Genomic DNA, 16,411 nt, shown 5'->3' with positions numbered 1-16,411 from the left:
ATTATTTATCCGGTAGCACGTTCGGTGCTATCAGCAATGCCTGACAGGCGGTGAAGGCGCGATCGCCATCGCTATCTTCTATCGCATCGACAATGGCCTGATGCAAATCCAGCTTCACCACATCGTTATAGGTAATAGAGGTAAAGTAGGTCTGGTAGACGGAATGGAATAGTGATGCAAAGGAGATAAGGAACGGATTCGCACTCATTTCATAGATGTGCTCATGCCAGGCGATATCAACTTCTATCCAACGCTCGCGCCGGAAATTTCTTTTCAGCTCGACCATCTCTTCCATCAGTGTATTGAGATGCGCTTTTTGTTCTGCCGTACCGATAGTCGCCGCCAGTAAACAGGCCTGAGGCTCCAGACTGATGCGCATCACCAGAAAATGTTTTATGACCTGAGGGAAATTATCTTCCGTCATCCACCAGGTAAGCAGCTCCTGGTCGAGGAAGTTCCAGTTTGCCTGAGGCATGACGCGAGTGCCAATACGCGGGCGCGGTAATACCATACCTTTTGCCGTTAACGTTTTTACCGCTTCTCTTACTGCGGTACGACTCACGCCAAACTGATCGCCCAGCTCTATTTCACCGGGCAGGATAGCTCCCGGCGCATATTCACCTTTTAAGATTCGCTGAGCTAACTTTTCGGCCAGAACGTAGGACAGATTCTTCTGTGCGGCTAGCTGTTGGGCATTTAAAGGCATGAATGTTATTCCTTACTCTTTCTCTTATTCATTAGTATGCCACCAGGTAGTGTGATTGCGGCTGCAAAAACGGCAAATTGCTTATTTTATGGCATGTTAATGGTTGTTTTGGTGAAAAAATGTGCATTCGGAAAGTTATTTTGAATTTCCCCTTGTCAGCCTGAAATAACTCCCTATAATGCGCCTCCACTGACACGGAACAACGGATTACATGCCGCCGGGTCAGCGGAGAAAAGCGTAAATAAACACTTGACTCTGAAGCGGGATAGCGTAATATGCACACCCCGCGCCGCTGAGAAAAAGCGAAGCGGCACTGCTCTTTAACAATTTATCAGACAATCTGTGTGGGCACTCGAAGATACGGATTCTTAACGTCGCAAGACGAAAAATGAATACCAAGTCTCTGAGTGAACACGTAATTCATTACGAAGTTTAATTCACGAGCATCAAACTTAAATTGAAGAGTTTGATCATGGCTCAGATTGAACGCTGGCGGCAGGCCTAACACATGCAAGTCGAACGGTAGCACAGAGAGCTTGCTCTCGGGTGACGAGTGGCGGACGGGTGAGTAATGTCTGGGAAACTGCCCGATGGAGGGGGATAACTACTGGAAACGGTAGCTAATACCGCATAATGTCGCAAGACCAAAGAGGGGGACCTTCGGGCCTCTTGCCATCGGATGTGCCCAGATGGGATTAGCTTGTAGGTGGGGTAACGGCTCACCTAGGCGACGATCCCTAGCTGGTCTGAGAGGATGACCAGCCACACTGGAACTGAGACACGGTCCAGACTCCTACGGGAGGCAGCAGTGGGGAATATTGCACAATGGGCGCAAGCCTGATGCAGCCATGCCGCGTGTATGAAGAAGGCCTTCGGGTTGTAAAGTACTTTCAGCGAGGAGGAAGGCGTTGTGGTTAATAACCACAGCGATTGACGTTACTCGCAGAAGAAGCACCGGCTAACTCCGTGCCAGCAGCCGCGGTAATACGGAGGGTGCAAGCGTTAATCGGAATTACTGGGCGTAAAGCGCACGCAGGCGGTCTGTCAAGTCGGATGTGAAATCCCCGGGCTCAACCTGGGAACTGCATCCGAAACTGGCAGGCTAGAGTCTTGTAGAGGGGGGTAGAATTCCAGGTGTAGCGGTGAAATGCGTAGAGATCTGGAGGAATACCGGTGGCGAAGGCGGCCCCCTGGACAAAGACTGACGCTCAGGTGCGAAAGCGTGGGGAGCAAACAGGATTAGATACCCTGGTAGTCCACGCCGTAAACGATGTCGACTTGGAGGTTGTGCCCTTGAGGCGTGGCTTCCGGAGCTAACGCGTTAAGTCGACCGCCTGGGGAGTACGGCCGCAAGGTTAAAACTCAAATGAATTGACGGGGGCCCGCACAAGCGGTGGAGCATGTGGTTTAATTCGATGCAACGCGAAGAACCTTACCTACTCTTGACATCCAGAGAACTTAGCAGAGATGCTTTGGTGCCTTCGGGAACTCTGAGACAGGTGCTGCATGGCTGTCGTCAGCTCGTGTTGTGAAATGTTGGGTTAAGTCCCGCAACGAGCGCAACCCTTATCCTTTGTTGCCAGCGATTCGGTCGGGAACTCAAAGGAGACTGCCAGTGATAAACTGGAGGAAGGTGGGGATGACGTCAAGTCATCATGGCCCTTACGAGTAGGGCTACACACGTGCTACAATGGCATATACAAAGAGAAGCGACCTCGCGAGAGCAAGCGGACCTCATAAAGTATGTCGTAGTCCGGATTGGAGTCTGCAACTCGACTCCATGAAGTCGGAATCGCTAGTAATCGTGGATCAGAATGCCACGGTGAATACGTTCCCGGGCCTTGTACACACCGCCCGTCACACCATGGGAGTGGGTTGCAAAAGAAGTAGGTAGCTTAACCTTCGGGAGGGCGCTTACCACTTTGTGATTCATGACTGGGGTGAAGTCGTAACAAGGTAACCGTAGGGGAACCTGCGGTTGGATCACCTCCTTACCTTAAAGAAACGTTCTTTGCAGTGCTCACACAGATTGTCTGATGAAAAGTGAATAGCAAGGCGTCTTGCGATTGAGACTTCAGTGTCCCCTTCGTCTAGAGGCCCAGGACACCGCCCTTTCACGGCGGTAACAGGGGTTCGAATCCCCTAGGGGACGCCACTTGCTGGTTCGTGAGTGAAAGACGCGCACCCTGATATCTCAAAACTCATCTTCGGGTGATGTTTGAGATATTTGCTCTTTAAAAATCTGGATCAAGCTGAAAATTGAAACGACACACTGTGTCTGTTCTCCGTAATAAGAACAGATAAAAGGTGTGTTCGAGTCTCTCAAATTTTCGCAATCAGAAGTGAAACATCTTCGGGTTGTGAGGTTAAGCGACTAAGCGTACACGGTGGATGCCCTGGCAGTCAGAGGCGATGAAGGACGTGCTAATCTGCGATAAGCGCCGGTAAGGTGATATGAACCGTTATAACCGGCGATTTCCGAATGGGGAAACCCAGTGTGATTCGTCACACTATCGTTAACTGAATACATAGGTTAACGAAGCGAACCGGGGGAACTGAAACATCTAAGTACCCCGAGGAAAAGAAATCAACCGAGATTCCCCCAGTAGCGGCGAGCGAACGGGGAGCAGCCCAGAGTCTGAATCAGCATGTGTGTTAGTGGAACGGTCTGGAAAGTCCGACGGTACAGGGTGATAGTCCCGTACACAAAAACGCATGTGCTGTGAACTCGAAGAGTAGGGCGGGACACGTGGTATCCTGTCTGAATATGGGGGGACCATCCTCCAAGGCTAAATACTCCTGACTGACCGATAGTGAACCAGTACCGTGAGGGAAAGGCGAAAAGAACCCCGGCGAGGGGAGTGAAAAAGAACCTGAAACCGTGTACGTACAAGCAGTGGGAGCACCTTCGGGTGTGACTGCGTACCTTTTGTATAATGGGTCAGCGACTTATATTCTGTAGCAAGGTTAACCGTATAGGGGAGCCGAAGGGAAACCGAGTCTTAACTGGGCGTTAAGTTGCAGGGTATAGACCCGAAACCCGGTGATCTAGCCATGGGCAGGTTGAAGGTTGGGTAACACTAACTGGAGGACCGAACCGACTAATGTTGAAAAATTAGCGGATGACTTGTGGCTGGGGGTGAAAGGCCAATCAAACCGGGAGATAGCTGGTTCTCCCCGAAAGCTATTTAGGTAGCGCCTCGTGAACTCATCTTCGGGGGTAGAGCACTGTTTCGGCTAGGGGGTCATCCCGACTTACCAACCCGATGCAAACTGCGAATACCGAAGAATGTTATCACGGGAGACACACGGCGGGTGCTAACGTCCGTCGTGAAGAGGGAAACAACCCAGACCGCCAGCTAAGGTCCCAAAGTCATGGTTAAGTGGGAAACGATGTGGGAAGGCACAGACAGCCAGGATGTTGGCTTAGAAGCAGCCATCATTTAAAGAAAGCGTAATAGCTCACTGGTCGAGTCGGCCTGCGCGGAAGATGTAACGGGGCTAAACCATGCACCGAAGCTGCGGCAGCGACACTATGTGTTGTTGGGTAGGGGAGCGTTCTGTAAGCCGTTGAAGGTGGCCTGTGAGGGCTGCTGGAGGTATCAGAAGTGCGAATGCTGACATAAGTAACGATAATGCGGGTGAAAAACCCGCACGCCGGAAGACCAAGGGTTCCTGTCCAACGTTAATCGGGGCAGGGTGAGTCGACCCCTAAGGCGAGGCCGAAAGGCGTAGTCGATGGGAAACAGGTTAATATTCCTGTACTTGGTGTTACTGCGAAGGGGGGACGGAGAAGGCTATGTTGGCCGGGCGACGGTTGTCCCGGTTTAAGCATGTAGGCGGAGGTTCCAGGTAAATCCGGTACCTTTTAACGCTGAGGTGTGATGACGAGGCACTACGGTGCTGAAGTGACAAATGCCCTGCTTCCAGGAAAAGCCTCTAAGCATCAGGTAACACGAAATCGTACCCCAAACCGACACAGGTGGTCAGGTAGAGAATACCAAGGCGCTTGAGAGAACTCGGGTGAAGGAACTAGGCAAAATGGTGCCGTAACTTCGGGAGAAGGCACGCTGATAGGTAGGTGAAGTGATTTACTCATGGAGCTGAAATCAGTCGAAGATACCAGCTGGCTGCAACTGTTTATTAAAAACACAGCACTGTGCAAACACGAAAGTGGACGTATACGGTGTGACGCCTGCCCGGTGCCGGAAGGTTAATTGATGGGGTTATCCGTAAGGAGAAGCTCTTGATCGAAGCCCCGGTAAACGGCGGCCGTAACTATAACGGTCCTAAGGTAGCGAAATTCCTTGTCGGGTAAGTTCCGACCTGCACGAATGGCGTAATGATGGCCAGGCTGTCTCCACCCGAGACTCAGTGAAATTGAACTCGCTGTGAAGATGCAGTGTACCCGCGGCAAGACGGAAAGACCCCGTGAACCTTTACTATAGCTTGACACTGAACACTGGTCCTTGATGTGTAGGATAGGTGGGAGGCTTTGAAGTGTGGACGCCAGTCTGCATGGAGCCGTCCTTGAAATACCACCCTTTAATGGCTGGTGTTCTAACGTGGGCCCGTAATCCGGGTTGCGGACAGTGTCTGGTGGGTAGTTTGACTGGGGCGGTCTCCTCCCAAAGAGTAACGGAGGAGCACGAAGGTTAGCTAATCCTGGTCGGACATCAGGAGGTTAGTGCAAAGGCATAAGCTAGCTTGACTGCGAGAGTGACGGCTCGAGCAGGTGCGAAAGCAGGTCTTAGTGATCCGGTGGTTCTGAATGGAAGGGCCATCGCTCAACGGATAAAAGGTACTCCGGGGATAACAGGCTGATACCGCCCAAGAGTTCATATCGACGGCGGTGTTTGGCACCTCGATGTCGGCTCATCACATCCTGGGGCTGAAGTAGGTCCCAAGGGTATGGCTGTTCGCCATTTAAAGTGGTACGCGAGCTGGGTTTAGAACGTCGTGAGACAGTTCGGTCCCTATCTGCCGTGGGCGCTGGAGAATTGAGGGGGGCTGCTCCTAGTACGAGAGGACCGGAGTGGACGCATCACTGGTGTTCGGGTTGTCATGCCAATGGCACTGCCCGGTAGCTAAATGCGGAAGAGATAAGTGCTGAAAGCATCTAAGCACGAAACTTGCCCCGAGATGAGTTCTCCCTGAGACTTAAAGTCTCCTGAAGGAACGTTGAAGACGACGACGTTGATAGGTCGGGTGTGTAAGTGTAGCGATACATTGAGCTAACCGATACTAATGAACCGTGAGGCTTAACCTTACAATGCCGAAGGTGTTTTGGCGGATTTGAGAAGACAGATTTTCAGCCTGATACAGATAAGATTAACCGGCGAAAAGCGGGTTAATAAACAGAATTTGCCTGGCGGCTGTAGCGCGGTGGTCCCACCTGACCCCATGCCGAACTCAGAAGTGAAACGCCGTAGCGCCGATGGTAGTGTGGGGTCTCCCCATGCGAGAGTAGGGAACTGCCAGGCATCAAATTGCAGTAAGCCGGGATGGAAATCCGGGTGGTGACAAAGAAATTCGGTGGAGCGGTAGTTCAGTTGGTTAGAATACCTGCCTGTCACGCAGGGGGTCGCGGGTTCGAGTCCCGTCCGTTCCGCCACTTATTAGAAAATTAAGCCTGCTACTAAGCAGGCTTAATGATAAAAAAATTTAGGGGCGTAGCTCAGTTGGTAGAGCACCGGTCTCCAAAACCGGGTGTCGCGAGTTCGAGTCTCTCCGCCCCTGCCAGAAACAATCCTTAGCATCCTTGCTAAGGATTTTTTTTATCTGCAATTTGAGCTGTGCCTTTCTGCTGTATTACTTCCGGCATCCTTGCCAGTGCTTTCTTTAATCTTCCAGAATACTTGTTCTTAGCAGATCGCAAATAAGTGCATGTTTGTCGCTGTTTTGCAGCCAGACTGCATATAAAGGACGTGAGAGCGTTGTGCTGTCGGTAACCGTGTGTAGATCGCTTTTGGCTTTAGCCCAGTTAACGGGCAACCAACTAAAGCCCTTAAGAACAGAAAGTTGCTGCCTGGCCAGTTCTGCCGAACTGGTGGTAAGTACCGGCACTTCATCCCCCGCGATCAGTCCTGCTTCGTGTTGTTGAAAATCGGGTCCCCATTCCAGGCGTAGGTAATTCAGTTCATCTTTGGTTTGTGAAGGTGAACTGCAATAGAGCGCCAGCGTGAAATATCCCAACAGTTGGCTGCTAAATTCGTCCATTTTTGGCGTTTCGGTGGTGATCAACAGATCAAGCTGTCGTTCATGTAGCTGCTTTACTAACGACTGCCGTTGAGCGATTCTCGCTTCAAACTGCAGGCTGGTTTGTGGTTCTTGTGACTGATACAAACGCCTTAACCAGTCATTAAGCATACATTCCCAAAGGGATGCGCTGGCACCAATTGAAAACTCGTTATGCCGCGAGGTATTCGCGACCTCCTTGCGCGCTGCTTGCCATGTGTTCATCAGCGTTTCAGCGTAAGGCAATAATTTCTCACCCGCCGCGGTTAAACGGATATTGTTTCTGTGTCGGGTGAACAGATTTACACCCAATTGATTTTCCAGTTGTCTGATCCGAAAACTAACCGCCGATTGGGTCAGATAGAGCGCTTCAGCAGCCCTGCCAAAGTGGCGTGTCCGGCTAACCTCCAGGAAAGTTTTTAACAATTCCGTATCCACAACTCGCTCCATAAAATTATTTGTCGTGATGATTTAAATCTTTTGTTTGACGCTCTGTCAAGCGTAACTAATACTCCGCGCCATAAATAGCTCGGCCAAAGAATTAGGAGCGTGCAGGATGGCGGAAAGCTTTACGACGACTAATCGATATTTCGACAATAAATATTATCCCCGCGGATTCTCCCGTCATGGTGATTTCACCATTAAAGAAGCACAACTGCTTGAGCGTCACGGTTATGCTTTCAATGAGCTGGATCTGGGCAAACGTGAGCCGGTAACGGAAGAAGAAAAACTGTTTGTTGCGGTATGCCGTGGTGAACGTGAACCGGTTACCGAAGCCGAACGCGTGTGGTCTAAGTATATGACGCGTATTAAGCGTCCAAAACGTTTCCATACGTTGTCTGGTGGGAAACCTCAGGTGGAAGGTGCAGAAGACTACACCGAATCTGATGATTAATAAAAAAGGGCGAAAGCCCTTTTTTTATGCCAGTAGTTTCTGCAAATGAATGAGTAACCTGTCTATCGCCCTATACCCAACGGCCTCCTGCAAGTGCTGACGGGTAATATGATCACATTGCTCGAGATCCGCAATGGTTCGGGCGACCTTTATCAATCGCAGCCAGGCGCGGATAGACAATCCGAGATGCGCTAATGTCTCTTCAAGCCACTGCGCATCATCACTGCGAAGTCGGCAATATTCATGTATATCCTGACTGTCCAGATGCGCGTTTAACTTATTTTGCCGCCGATACTGACGCTCTTGTGCGGAGATAACGCGTTGCTTCACCGTTGCGCTATCTTCCCCTTTCATCGCACTCTGGCTGAGTATGCCGGGCGGAGGCAAAGGGATTTCGAGGGAGAGATCGAAACGGTCAAGAAACGGTCCTGATAATCGATTGAGGTAACGCAGCGTCTGCTCTGGGGGGCAGCGGTTATGGTTCCCCTGATAATGACCCGTTGGGCTTGGATTCATTGCAGCAATGAGTTGAAAGCGTGCAGGGTAGGTTATTTTAGCCCGAGTGCGGGATAAATGGATCTGCCCGGACTCGATAGGTTCACGCAGGGCATCCAACGTGCGTCGCTCAAACTCAGGTAATTCATCCAGAAATAGTATGCCGTTATGCGCCAGAGAGATCTCTCCCGGCGCAGGTATAGACCCGCCACCTACCATGGCGGTTAATGAAGCACTGTGATGCGGTGAACGAAAGGGGCGCTGCTTCCACTGTTTTTGTATCGTAGTGGAATTGACCAGGCTGAGTATCGCAGCACTTTCTAGTGCCTCATCGTTGCTAAGCGGCGGGAGTAGTCCTCTGAGGCGACTGGCCAGCATGGTCTTTCCCGTCCCCGGAGGGCCGATAAGCAGCAGGTTGTGACCGCCAGCCGCAGTGAGCTCCAACCCGCGTTTGCCTTGTTCCTGACCGATGACATCGCTCAGATCATCGGCTAATGGCTCTGGCGTGAAGTCTGCAGATAACGGTCTGTCTAAATCATGCTTCCCTTCGAGAAATGCGCATACGGACTGTAGGTGATCGGCAATCAGACACCCTTCACCATGTATCAGTCCAACTTCAGCGGCATTCTCTTTTGCGACAATAATTCTCCTGCCTGCTCGTATGGCTTCGGTTGCGCTTGAAATCGCTCCTGGAACGCCGCGTAGCGTGCCTGTAAGCGCTAATTCGCCTACCAGCTCGTAGGTATCGAGATTATGGGCTGTAAGCTGCTCAGAAGCGGCCAGAAGCGCAACTGCGATAGGTAAATCATATCGCCCTCCTTCTTTGGGAAGATCGGCAGGAGCGAGGTTAATGGTTATCTTCTTCGCCGGGAATTCATACCCACTATTAATAATCGCACTGCGAACCCGATCGCGGGCCTCTTTCACCGTTGTTTCTGGCAATCCCACCATGGTTAAACCAGGTAGACCATTGCTGATATGTACCTCAATGGTAATGGCTGGCGCATTCACGCCAAGCGCGGCGCGTGTATGAACAATCGATAGTGACATAACCCCTCCTGATGAAGGCATTATGCGGTAATGCATCACGGCAAAATTTAACTTTATCGCGGATTTTAGGTGCTGATTCACGTATTTTTCTGCAAATTAAATCTTTTGCATGAAACTAGGGATAACGCTCGCAAACGTATTTATGAGGTGTTGTCGCGGGGGAGTGTGTGCTCAAGCATGACCTGAAACGTGAAATATTTTCATTTTTTAATTTTTTATATAAAAAACAAGGCGATTTATCAAAACCGTTACCGGGGTCAGAAAAACGAATAAAAAAAATTCTTGTGTTATTTGCAAATTCTATGGTAACTCTTTAGGTATTCCTTCGAACAAGATGCAAGAAAATATAAAAATGACAGCCCTTCTACGAGTGATTAGCCTGGTCGTGATTAGCGTGGTGGTGATTATTATCCCACCGTGCGGGGCTGCACTTGGACGAGGAAAGGCTTAGAAAACAAGCCTTAACGAACTAAGACCCCCGCACCGAAAGGTCCGGGGGTTTTTTTTGACCTTAAAAACATACACGAGGAGCAGAAAGTGAACGGTAGCATAAAATTCTGTTTCTCAAGATTTACGGCGGGGATGTAACTATGAATGGGGCACAGTGGGTGGTGCATGCGTTGCGTGCACAAGGGGTTCAAACCGTCTTTGGTTATCCCGGTGGCGCAATTATGCCGGTTTATGATGCGTTATATGACGGCGGCGTAGAACACCTGTTGTGTCGACATGAGCAGGGCGCGGCGATGGCGGCGATTGGTTATGCTCGTGCTACGGGTAAAACCGGTGTTTGTATCGCTACGTCCGGCCCAGGCGCGACCAACCTGATCACCGGTCTTGCCGATGCGCTGTTAGATTCTGTCCCCGTTGTGGCGATCACCGGCCAGGTTGCATCACCTTTCATCGGAACGGATGCGTTCCAGGAAGTGGACGTTCTCGGTATGTCTCTGTCTTGCACCAAGCACAGTTTCCTGGTGCAGTCACTGGAGGAACTGCCGCGCATCATGGCAGAAGCTTTCGACGTGGCGAACTCTGGTCGTCCGGGCCCCGTTCTGGTCGATATCCCAAAAGATATCCAGTTAGCCAGCGGTACGCTGGAACCGTATTTCACGACCGTCGGAAACGTAGAGACTTTCCCACATGCTGACGTTGAGCAGGCGCGTAAAATGCTGGCTCAGGCGCAAAAACCCATCCTGTACGTAGGTGGTGGCGTGGGTATGGCGCAGGCGGTCTCTGCCCTGCGTGAGTTTATCGCGCTTACCCAAATACCGGTCGCTTGCACGCTGAAAGGCCTGGGCGCAGTAAACGCGGACTACCCGTACTATTTGGGCATGTTGGGAATGCACGGTACTAAGGCGGCGAATTTCGCGGTGCAAGAGAATGATTTACTGATCGCAGTGGGCGCACGTTTTGATGACCGGGTAACCGGTAAGCTGAATACTTTCGCGCCTAACGCCAGCGTCATCCATATGGATATCGACCCGGCGGAAATGAATAAGCTGCGTCAGGCACACGTCGCGTTGCAGGGCGATTTAAATTCGCTGTTGCCGGCATTACAACAACCGCTGAAGATCGACGCATGGCGTCAGTCCTGTGCAGAGCTGCGCGCAGAACATGCCTGGCGCTATGATCATCCGGGTGACGCTATCTACGCGCCGCTGTTGTTAAAACAGCTGTCTGAACGCAAACCAGCAGATAGCGTGGTGACGACGGATGTTGGTCAGCATCAAATGTGGTCCGCGCAGCATATGACCTACACCCGCCCGGAAAATTTCATCACCTCCAGCGGTTTGGGTACGATGGGCTTTGGCCTGCCAGCTGCTGTTGGCGCGCAGGTGGCTCGTCCGAACGATACGGTAATCTGTATCTCCGGTGACGGTTCTTTCATGATGAATGTACAAGAACTGGGCACCGTAAAACGCAGGCAGTTGCCGCTGAAGATAGTCTTACTCGACAACCAGCGCTTGGGCATGGTGCGACAATGGCAGCAGCTGTTTTTCCAGGAACGTTATAGCGAAACCACCCTTACCGATAACCCCGATTTTCTCATGTTGGCCAGCGCCTTCGGCATACCTGGTCAGCACATCACCCGTAAAGACCAGGTTGAAGCGGCACTCGACACCATGCTGAACAGCGAGGGGCCATACCTGCTTCATGTCTCAATCGACGAACTTGAGAATGTCTGGCCTCTGGTGCCGCCTGGCGCCAGTAACTCAGAAATGCTGGAGAAATTATCATGATGCAACATCAGGTCGCCGTTGAGGCTCGTTTCAACCCGGAAACGTTAGAACGTGTTTTACGCGTGGTACGCCATCGTGGTTTTCAGGTGTGCTCCATGAATATGGCAGCCGCCAGCGATGCGCAGAATATAAATATCGAATTGACCGTTGCCAGCCCCCGGTCGGTCGACTTACTGTTTAGTCAGTTAAGTAAGCTGGTAGACGTTGCACATGTTGCTATCTGCCAGAGCACAACCACATCACAACAAATCCGCGCCTGAGCGCAAAAGGAAGAAAAATGACGACGAAAAAAGCTGATTACATTTGGTCTAATGGCGAGATGATTCGTTGGGAAGACGCGAAGGTTCACGTGATGTCCCACGCTCTGCACTACGGTACTTCTGTATTTGAAGGCATCCGTTGCTACGATTCTCACAAAGGGCCGGTGGTGTTCCGTCATCGTGAACATATGCAGCGTCTGCGTGATTCAGCCAAGATCTACCGTTTTCCGGTCTCTCAGAGCGTTGATGAACTGATGGAAGCCTGCCGCGAAGTGATCCGCAAAAACAACCTGACCAGCGCCTATATTCGTCCGCTGGTATTTGTTGGCGATGTCGGGATGGGCGTTAACCCGCCAGCGGGTTACACCACTGATGTGATCATCGCCGCGTTCCCGTGGGGGGCATACCTCGGCGCAGAAGCGCTGGAACAGGGGATCGATGCGATGGTTTCTTCCTGGAACCGCGTTGCGCCGAACACCATCCCTACGGCTGCTAAAGCGGGCGGTAACTATCTGTCTTCGCTGCTGGTGGGTAGCGAAGCGCGTCGTCATGGTTATCAGGAAGGTATTGCGCTGGACGTGAATGGCTACATTTCCGAAGGCGCGGGCGAGAACCTGTTTGAAGTTAAAGATGGCATTCTGTTTACCCCGCCATTTACCTCTTCCGCGCTGCCGGGTATCACCCGTGATGCCATCATTAAACTGGCGAAAGATCTTGATATCGAAGTGCGTGAGCAGGTGCTGTCCCGTGAATCGCTGTACCTGGCCGACGAAGTGTTTATGTCCGGTACCGCGGCGGAAATCACGCCAGTACGCAGCGTAGATGGTATTCAGGTAGGCGAAGGCCGCTGCGGCCCGGTCACCAAACGCATCCAGCAGGCCTTCTTTGGCCTCTTCACCGGTGAAACGGAAGACAAATACGGCTGGTTGGATTCAGTAAACCAATAACAATATTAATATTTCCCCAAAATAATTCACGTTGCAGGAAGACGGCAACGCAGCAAGTCCCAGGAGCTTATTGTAGTAAGTGACTGGGGTGAGCGAGGCAGCTAACGCACCTGCGGCGTGAAGTATGCAGGGGAAAGACAGACGGGAGTTAATCAAGCATGCCTAAGTATCGTTCTGCCACCACCACCCACGGCCGCAATATGGCGGGTGCCCGCGCACTGTGGCGCGCCACCGGGATGACCGACGCCGACTTCGGCAAGCCGATTATCGCTGTGGTGAACTCCTTTACCCAGTTCGTGCCGGGTCACGTACACCTGCGCGATCTCGGTAATCTGGTTGCCGAACAAATCGAAGCCTCAGGCGGTGTGGCGAAAGAGTTCAACACCATCGCGGTGGATGACGGTATCGCTATGGGCCACGGGGGCATGCTTTATTCACTGCCGTCCCGCGAGCTGATCGCCGACTCCGTTGAGTACATGGTTAACGCCCACTGTGCCGACGCGATGGTCTGCATCTCCAACTGCGACAAAATCACCCCCGGGATGTTAATGGCCTCGCTGCGCCTGAATATTCCGGTGATCTTCGTCTCTGGCGGTCCGATGGAAGCCGGGAAAACCAAGCTTTCCGACAAAATCATCAAGCTTGACCTGGTTGACGCGATGATTCAGGGTGCAGACCCGAAAGTCTCTGACTCGCAGAGCGAGCAGGTTGAACGTTCCGCCTGTCCGACCTGCGGCTCCTGCTCCGGGATGTTCACCGCCAACTCGATGAACTGTCTGACCGAAGCGCTGGGCCTGTCACAACCGGGCAACGGCTCGCTATTGGCGACTCACGCCGACCGTAAAGAGCTGTTCCTCACCGCAGGTCAACGCATCGTTGAGCTGACCAAACGTTATTACGAGCAGGATGATGCCTCGGCGTTGCCGCGCAACATTGCCAGCAAAGCAGCGTTTGAGAATGCCATGACGCTGGATATCGCCATGGGTGGTTCCACTAACACCGTTCTGCATCTGCTGGCGGCGGCGCAGGAAGCGGAAATCGACTTCACCATGAGTGATATCGACAAGCTGTCTCGTAAAGTGCCGCAGCTGTGTAAAGTGGCGCCAAGTACGCAGAAATACCATATGGAAGACGTTCACCGCGCCGGCGGCGTCTTGGGCATTTTAGGCGAGCTGGATCGTGCTGGGCTGCTGAACCGCAACGTGAAAAACGTCCTTGGTCTCTCTCTGCCGCAGACGCTGGAGCAGTACGACATCGCCGTGACCCAGGATGAGGCGGTCAAAAAAATGTTCCGCGCTGGTCCGGCGGGCATCCGCACCACCCAGGCGTTCTCGCAGGATTGCCGTTGGGATACGCTGGATGACGATCGCGCCGAAGGCTGTATCCGCTCGCTGGAGCACGCTTACAGCAAGGATGGCGGTCTGGCGGTGCTGTACGGCAACTTCGCGGAAAATGGCTGTATCGTAAAAACCGCAGGTGTTGACGACAGTATTCTCAAATTTACCGGCCCGGCGAAAGTCTACGAAAGCCAGGACGAGGCGGTTGAGGCTATCCTCGGCGGTAAAGTGGTCGAAGGCGACGTGGTGGTGATTCGCTACGAAGGGCCGAAAGGCGGGCCGGGCATGCAGGAAATGCTCTACCCAACCACGTTCCTGAAATCAATGGGCCTCGGTAAAGCCTGTGCGCTGATCACCGATGGCCGCTTCTCCGGCGGCACCTCCGGCCTGTCTATCGGCCACGTTTCTCCGGAAGCGGCCAGCGGCGGCAACATCGCGATCATCGAAGACGGCGATATGATTGCTATCGATATCCCTAATCGCGGTATTCAACTGCAACTGAGCGATGCGGAAATCGCCGCCCGTCGTGAAGCGCAGGAAGCCCGCGGCGATCAGGCGTGGACGCCGAAGAACCGTGAGCGTCAGGTCTCCTTTGCCCTTCGCGCCTATGCCAGCCTGGCCACCAGCGCCGACAAAGGTGCGGTGCGCGATAAATCGAAGCTGGGAGGTTAATGACCATGGCGGATTCACAACCCCTGTCCGGTGCCCCTGAGGGCGCCGAGTATCTCAGAGCGGTGCTGCGTGCGCCGGTATACGAAGCGGCGCAGGTAACGCCGCTACAAAAAATGGAAAAACTCTCTTCGCGCCTCGATAACGTGATTCTGGTCAAGCGCGAAGACAGACAGCCGGTGCACAGCTTCAAGCTGCGCGGGGCCTACGCGATGATGGCAGGCCTGACTGAAGAGCAAAAAGCGCATGGCGTCATTACCGCATCGGCAGGTAATCACGCCCAGGGTGTGGCTTTCTCCTCTGCGCGATTAGGCGTGAAGGCGCTGATTGTGATGCCGGTGGCGACCGCGGATATCAAAGTCGACGCCGTTCGCGGCTTCGGCGGTGAAGTTCTGCTGCACGGCGCGAATTTTGATGAAGCTAAAGCCAAAGCGATTGAGCTTTCCCGGCAGCAGGGCTTTACCTGGGTACCGCCGTTTGATCACCCGATGGTGATTGCCGGGCAGGGCACGCTGGCGCTGGAGTTACTTCAGCAGGATGCTCACCTTGACCGCGTGTTTGTGCCGGTGGGTGGTGGCGGGTTAGCGGCGGGCGTGGCGGTGCTGATTAAACAGCTGATGCCGCAGATCAAAGTGATCGCTGTCGAAGCCGAAGATTCAGCCTGCCTGAAAGCGGCGCTGGATGCCGGTCATCCGGTGGATCTGCCACGCGTAGGTCTCTTTGCTGAAGGTGTGGCGGTCAAACGCATCGGCGATGAAACCTTCCGTCTGTGCCAGGAGTATCTCGACGACATTATCACAGTCGATAGCGACGCTATCTGCGCGGCAATGAAAGACCTGTTTGAAGATGTACGCGCGGTGGCGGAACCTTCCGGGGCGCTGGCGCTGGCGGGGATGAAGAAATACATCGCCCAGCACAATATTCGCGGCGAACGTCTGGCGCATGTGCTGTCCGGCGCTAACGTGAACTTCCATGGTCTGCGCTACGTTTCCGAACGCTGCGAGCTGGGCGAACAGCGCGAGGCGCTACTGGCGGTGACGATTCCGGAAGAGAAGGGCAGCTTCCTAAAGTTCTGCCAACTGCTGGGCGGGCGTTCGGTGACCGAGTTCAACTACCGCTTTGCCGACGCCAAAGATGCCTGCATCTTCGTGGGCGTGCGGCTGAGCCGTGGCGTTGAGGAGCGCAAGGAAATCCTTAGCCTACTCAAAGACGGCGGTTACAGCGTAGTGGATCTGTCAGACGATGAAATGGCCAAGTTGCATGTGCGCTATATGGTCGGCGGCCGTCCTTCTAAGCCGTTGCAAGAGCGCCTTTATAGCTTTGAGTTCCCGGAATCGCCGGGCGCGCTGCTGAAGTTCCTCTACACCCTGGGAACGCACTGGAATATCTCGCTATTCCACTACCGTAGCCACGGTACCGACTATGGCCGTGTACTGGCGGCGTTTGAACTGGGCGAGAATGAACCGGACTTTGAAACCCGGCTCAATGAACTGGGCTATGAGTGCCACGACGAGACGAATAACCCGGCGTTCCGCTTCTTCCTCGCGGGCTAACGGCGGCCATAAAAAAAGGGTTCAT

Annotated in this window: 10 protein-coding genes, 3 tRNA genes and 3 rRNA genes; 13 read left to right on the top strand and 3 right to left on the bottom strand. The window is 52.9% G+C overall.

The window, feature by feature from the left end; genetic code table 11:
- Window position 1 precedes the first annotated feature (1 nt).
- The gene (locus AC534G_RS25190) at window positions 2–706 is read right to left on the bottom strand and encodes a FadR/GntR family transcriptional regulator (protein WP_038635812.1); all 705 of its coding nucleotides are present in this window, start codon (window positions 704–706) and stop codon (window positions 2–4) included.
- A 454-nt stretch (window positions 707–1,160) separates the two neighbouring features.
- On the opposite strand from AC534G_RS25190, the gene AC534G_RS25185 reads away from it, so the two are divergent.
- The 6 genes from AC534G_RS25185 to AC534G_RS25160 all read left to right on the top strand — a co-directional run bounded on the left by AC534G_RS25185 (window position 1,161) and on the right by AC534G_RS25160 (window position 6,448).
- A 16S ribosomal RNA gene (locus AC534G_RS25185) occupies window positions 1,161–2,700 on the top strand.
- 85 nt (window positions 2,701–2,785) lie between these two features.
- Window positions 2,786–2,861, top strand: a tRNA-Glu gene (locus AC534G_RS25180).
- Window positions 2,862–3,070: 209 nt separating this feature from the next.
- Window positions 3,071–5,975, top strand: a 23S ribosomal RNA gene (locus AC534G_RS25175).
- A 98-nt stretch (window positions 5,976–6,073) separates the two neighbouring features.
- Window positions 6,074–6,189 (top strand): 5S ribosomal RNA (rrf, locus tag AC534G_RS25170).
- The 16S, 23S and 5S rRNA genes sit together here with 3 tRNA genes alongside, the layout of an rRNA operon.
- A 54-nt stretch (window positions 6,190–6,243) precedes the next feature.
- Window positions 6,244–6,320: transfer RNA gene (locus AC534G_RS25165), tRNA-Asp, on the top strand.
- A gap of 52 nt (window positions 6,321–6,372) precedes the next feature.
- Window positions 6,373–6,448: transfer RNA gene (locus AC534G_RS25160), tRNA-Trp, on the top strand.
- A 99-nt stretch (window positions 6,449–6,547) separates the two neighbouring features.
- Here AC534G_RS25160 and hdfR read toward each other — a convergent pair.
- On the bottom strand, window positions 6,548–7,393 hold the full coding sequence (hdfR, locus tag AC534G_RS25155; RefSeq protein WP_087856748.1) for an HTH-type transcriptional regulator HdfR: 846 nt from the start codon (window positions 7,391–7,393) through the stop codon (window positions 6,548–6,550).
- Window positions 7,394–7,499: 106 nt separating this feature from the next.
- On the opposite strand from hdfR, the gene maoP reads away from it, so the two are divergent.
- Window positions 7,500–7,838: a macrodomain Ori organization protein MaoP gene (gene maoP / locus AC534G_RS25150; RefSeq protein ID WP_003018025.1), complete on the top strand. Its 339-nt coding sequence runs from the start codon at window positions 7,500–7,502 to the stop codon at window positions 7,836–7,838.
- A gap of 24 nt (window positions 7,839–7,862) precedes the next feature.
- Here maoP and AC534G_RS25145 read toward each other — a convergent pair whose 3' ends face one another.
- Window positions 7,863–9,383, bottom strand: coding sequence for a YifB family Mg chelatase-like AAA ATPase (locus tag AC534G_RS25145; RefSeq protein WP_110496388.1), 1,521 nt, complete (start codon window positions 9,381–9,383; stop codon window positions 7,863–7,865).
- A gap of 352 nt (window positions 9,384–9,735) precedes the next feature.
- Between AC534G_RS25145 and ilvL the strand changes: the two genes are divergently transcribed.
- The 6 genes from ilvL to ilvA all read left to right on the top strand — a co-directional run bounded on the left by ilvL (window position 9,736) and on the right by ilvA (window position 16,386).
- Complete coding sequence (gene ilvL, locus AC534G_RS25140; RefSeq protein ID WP_001311244.1) at window positions 9,736–9,834, top strand: ilv operon leader peptide; 99 nt, start codon at window positions 9,736–9,738, stop codon at window positions 9,832–9,834.
- A gap of 139 nt (window positions 9,835–9,973) precedes the next feature.
- Complete coding sequence (ilvG, locus tag AC534G_RS25135) at window positions 9,974–11,620, top strand: acetolactate synthase 2 catalytic subunit (RefSeq protein ID WP_110496386.1); 1,647 nt, start codon at window positions 9,974–9,976, stop codon at window positions 11,618–11,620.
- Window positions 11,617–11,880, top strand: coding sequence for an acetolactate synthase 2 small subunit (ilvM, locus tag AC534G_RS25130; protein ID WP_038634609.1), 264 nt, complete (start codon window positions 11,617–11,619; stop codon window positions 11,878–11,880). The genes ilvG and ilvM overlap by 4 nt, the downstream gene beginning before the upstream one ends.
- 17 nt (window positions 11,881–11,897) lie before the next feature.
- Window positions 11,898–12,827, top strand: a complete 930-nt coding sequence (locus tag AC534G_RS25125) for a branched-chain amino acid transaminase (protein WP_003829030.1) — start codon at window positions 11,898–11,900, stop codon at window positions 12,825–12,827.
- A 158-nt stretch (window positions 12,828–12,985) separates the two neighbouring features.
- Window positions 12,986–14,836 (top strand): dihydroxy-acid dehydratase, encoded by a 1,851-nt coding sequence (gene ilvD / locus AC534G_RS25120; RefSeq protein ID WP_110496384.1) that lies wholly within the window; start codon window positions 12,986–12,988, stop codon window positions 14,834–14,836.
- A gap of 5 nt (window positions 14,837–14,841) precedes the next feature.
- Complete coding sequence (ilvA, locus tag AC534G_RS25115) at window positions 14,842–16,386, top strand: threonine ammonia-lyase, biosynthetic (RefSeq protein ID WP_038642902.1); 1,545 nt, start codon at window positions 14,842–14,844, stop codon at window positions 16,384–16,386.
- The last annotated feature ends 25 nt before the right edge of the window (window positions 16,387–16,411 follow it).

This window comes from Citrobacter sp. CRE-46 (assembly GCF_059615875.1).
The sequence above is the reverse complement of the archived record's forward strand: the minus strand, read 5'-3'. Positions and strand labels throughout refer to the sequence as shown.

What these genes read in the sequence shown, in the direction of transcription:
- AC534G_RS25190 (WP_038635812.1), bottom strand. Translation starts at nt 706, where the DNA reads ATGCCTTTAAATGCCCAACAGCTAGCCGCACAGAAGAATCTGTCCTAC.
- hdfR (WP_087856748.1), bottom strand. Translation starts at nt 7,393, where the DNA reads ATGGAGCGAGTTGTGGATACGGAATTGTTAAAAACTTTCCTGGAGGTT.
- maoP (WP_003018025.1), top strand. Translation starts at nt 7,500, where the DNA reads ATGGCGGAAAGCTTTACGACGACTAATCGATATTTCGACAATAAATAT.
- AC534G_RS25145 (WP_110496388.1), bottom strand. Translation starts at nt 9,383, where the DNA reads ATGTCACTATCGATTGTTCATACACGCGCCGCGCTTGGCGTGAATGCG.
- ilvL (WP_001311244.1), top strand. Translation starts at nt 9,736, where the DNA reads ATGACAGCCCTTCTACGAGTGATTAGCCTGGTCGTGATTAGCGTGGTG.
- ilvG (WP_110496386.1), top strand. Translation starts at nt 9,974, where the DNA reads ATGAATGGGGCACAGTGGGTGGTGCATGCGTTGCGTGCACAAGGGGTT.
- ilvM (WP_038634609.1), top strand. Translation starts at nt 11,617, where the DNA reads ATGATGCAACATCAGGTCGCCGTTGAGGCTCGTTTCAACCCGGAAACG.
- AC534G_RS25125 (WP_003829030.1), top strand. Translation starts at nt 11,898, where the DNA reads ATGACGACGAAAAAAGCTGATTACATTTGGTCTAATGGCGAGATGATT.
- ilvD (WP_110496384.1), top strand. Translation starts at nt 12,986, where the DNA reads ATGCCTAAGTATCGTTCTGCCACCACCACCCACGGCCGCAATATGGCG.
- ilvA (WP_038642902.1), top strand. Translation starts at nt 14,842, where the DNA reads ATGGCGGATTCACAACCCCTGTCCGGTGCCCCTGAGGGCGCCGAGTAT.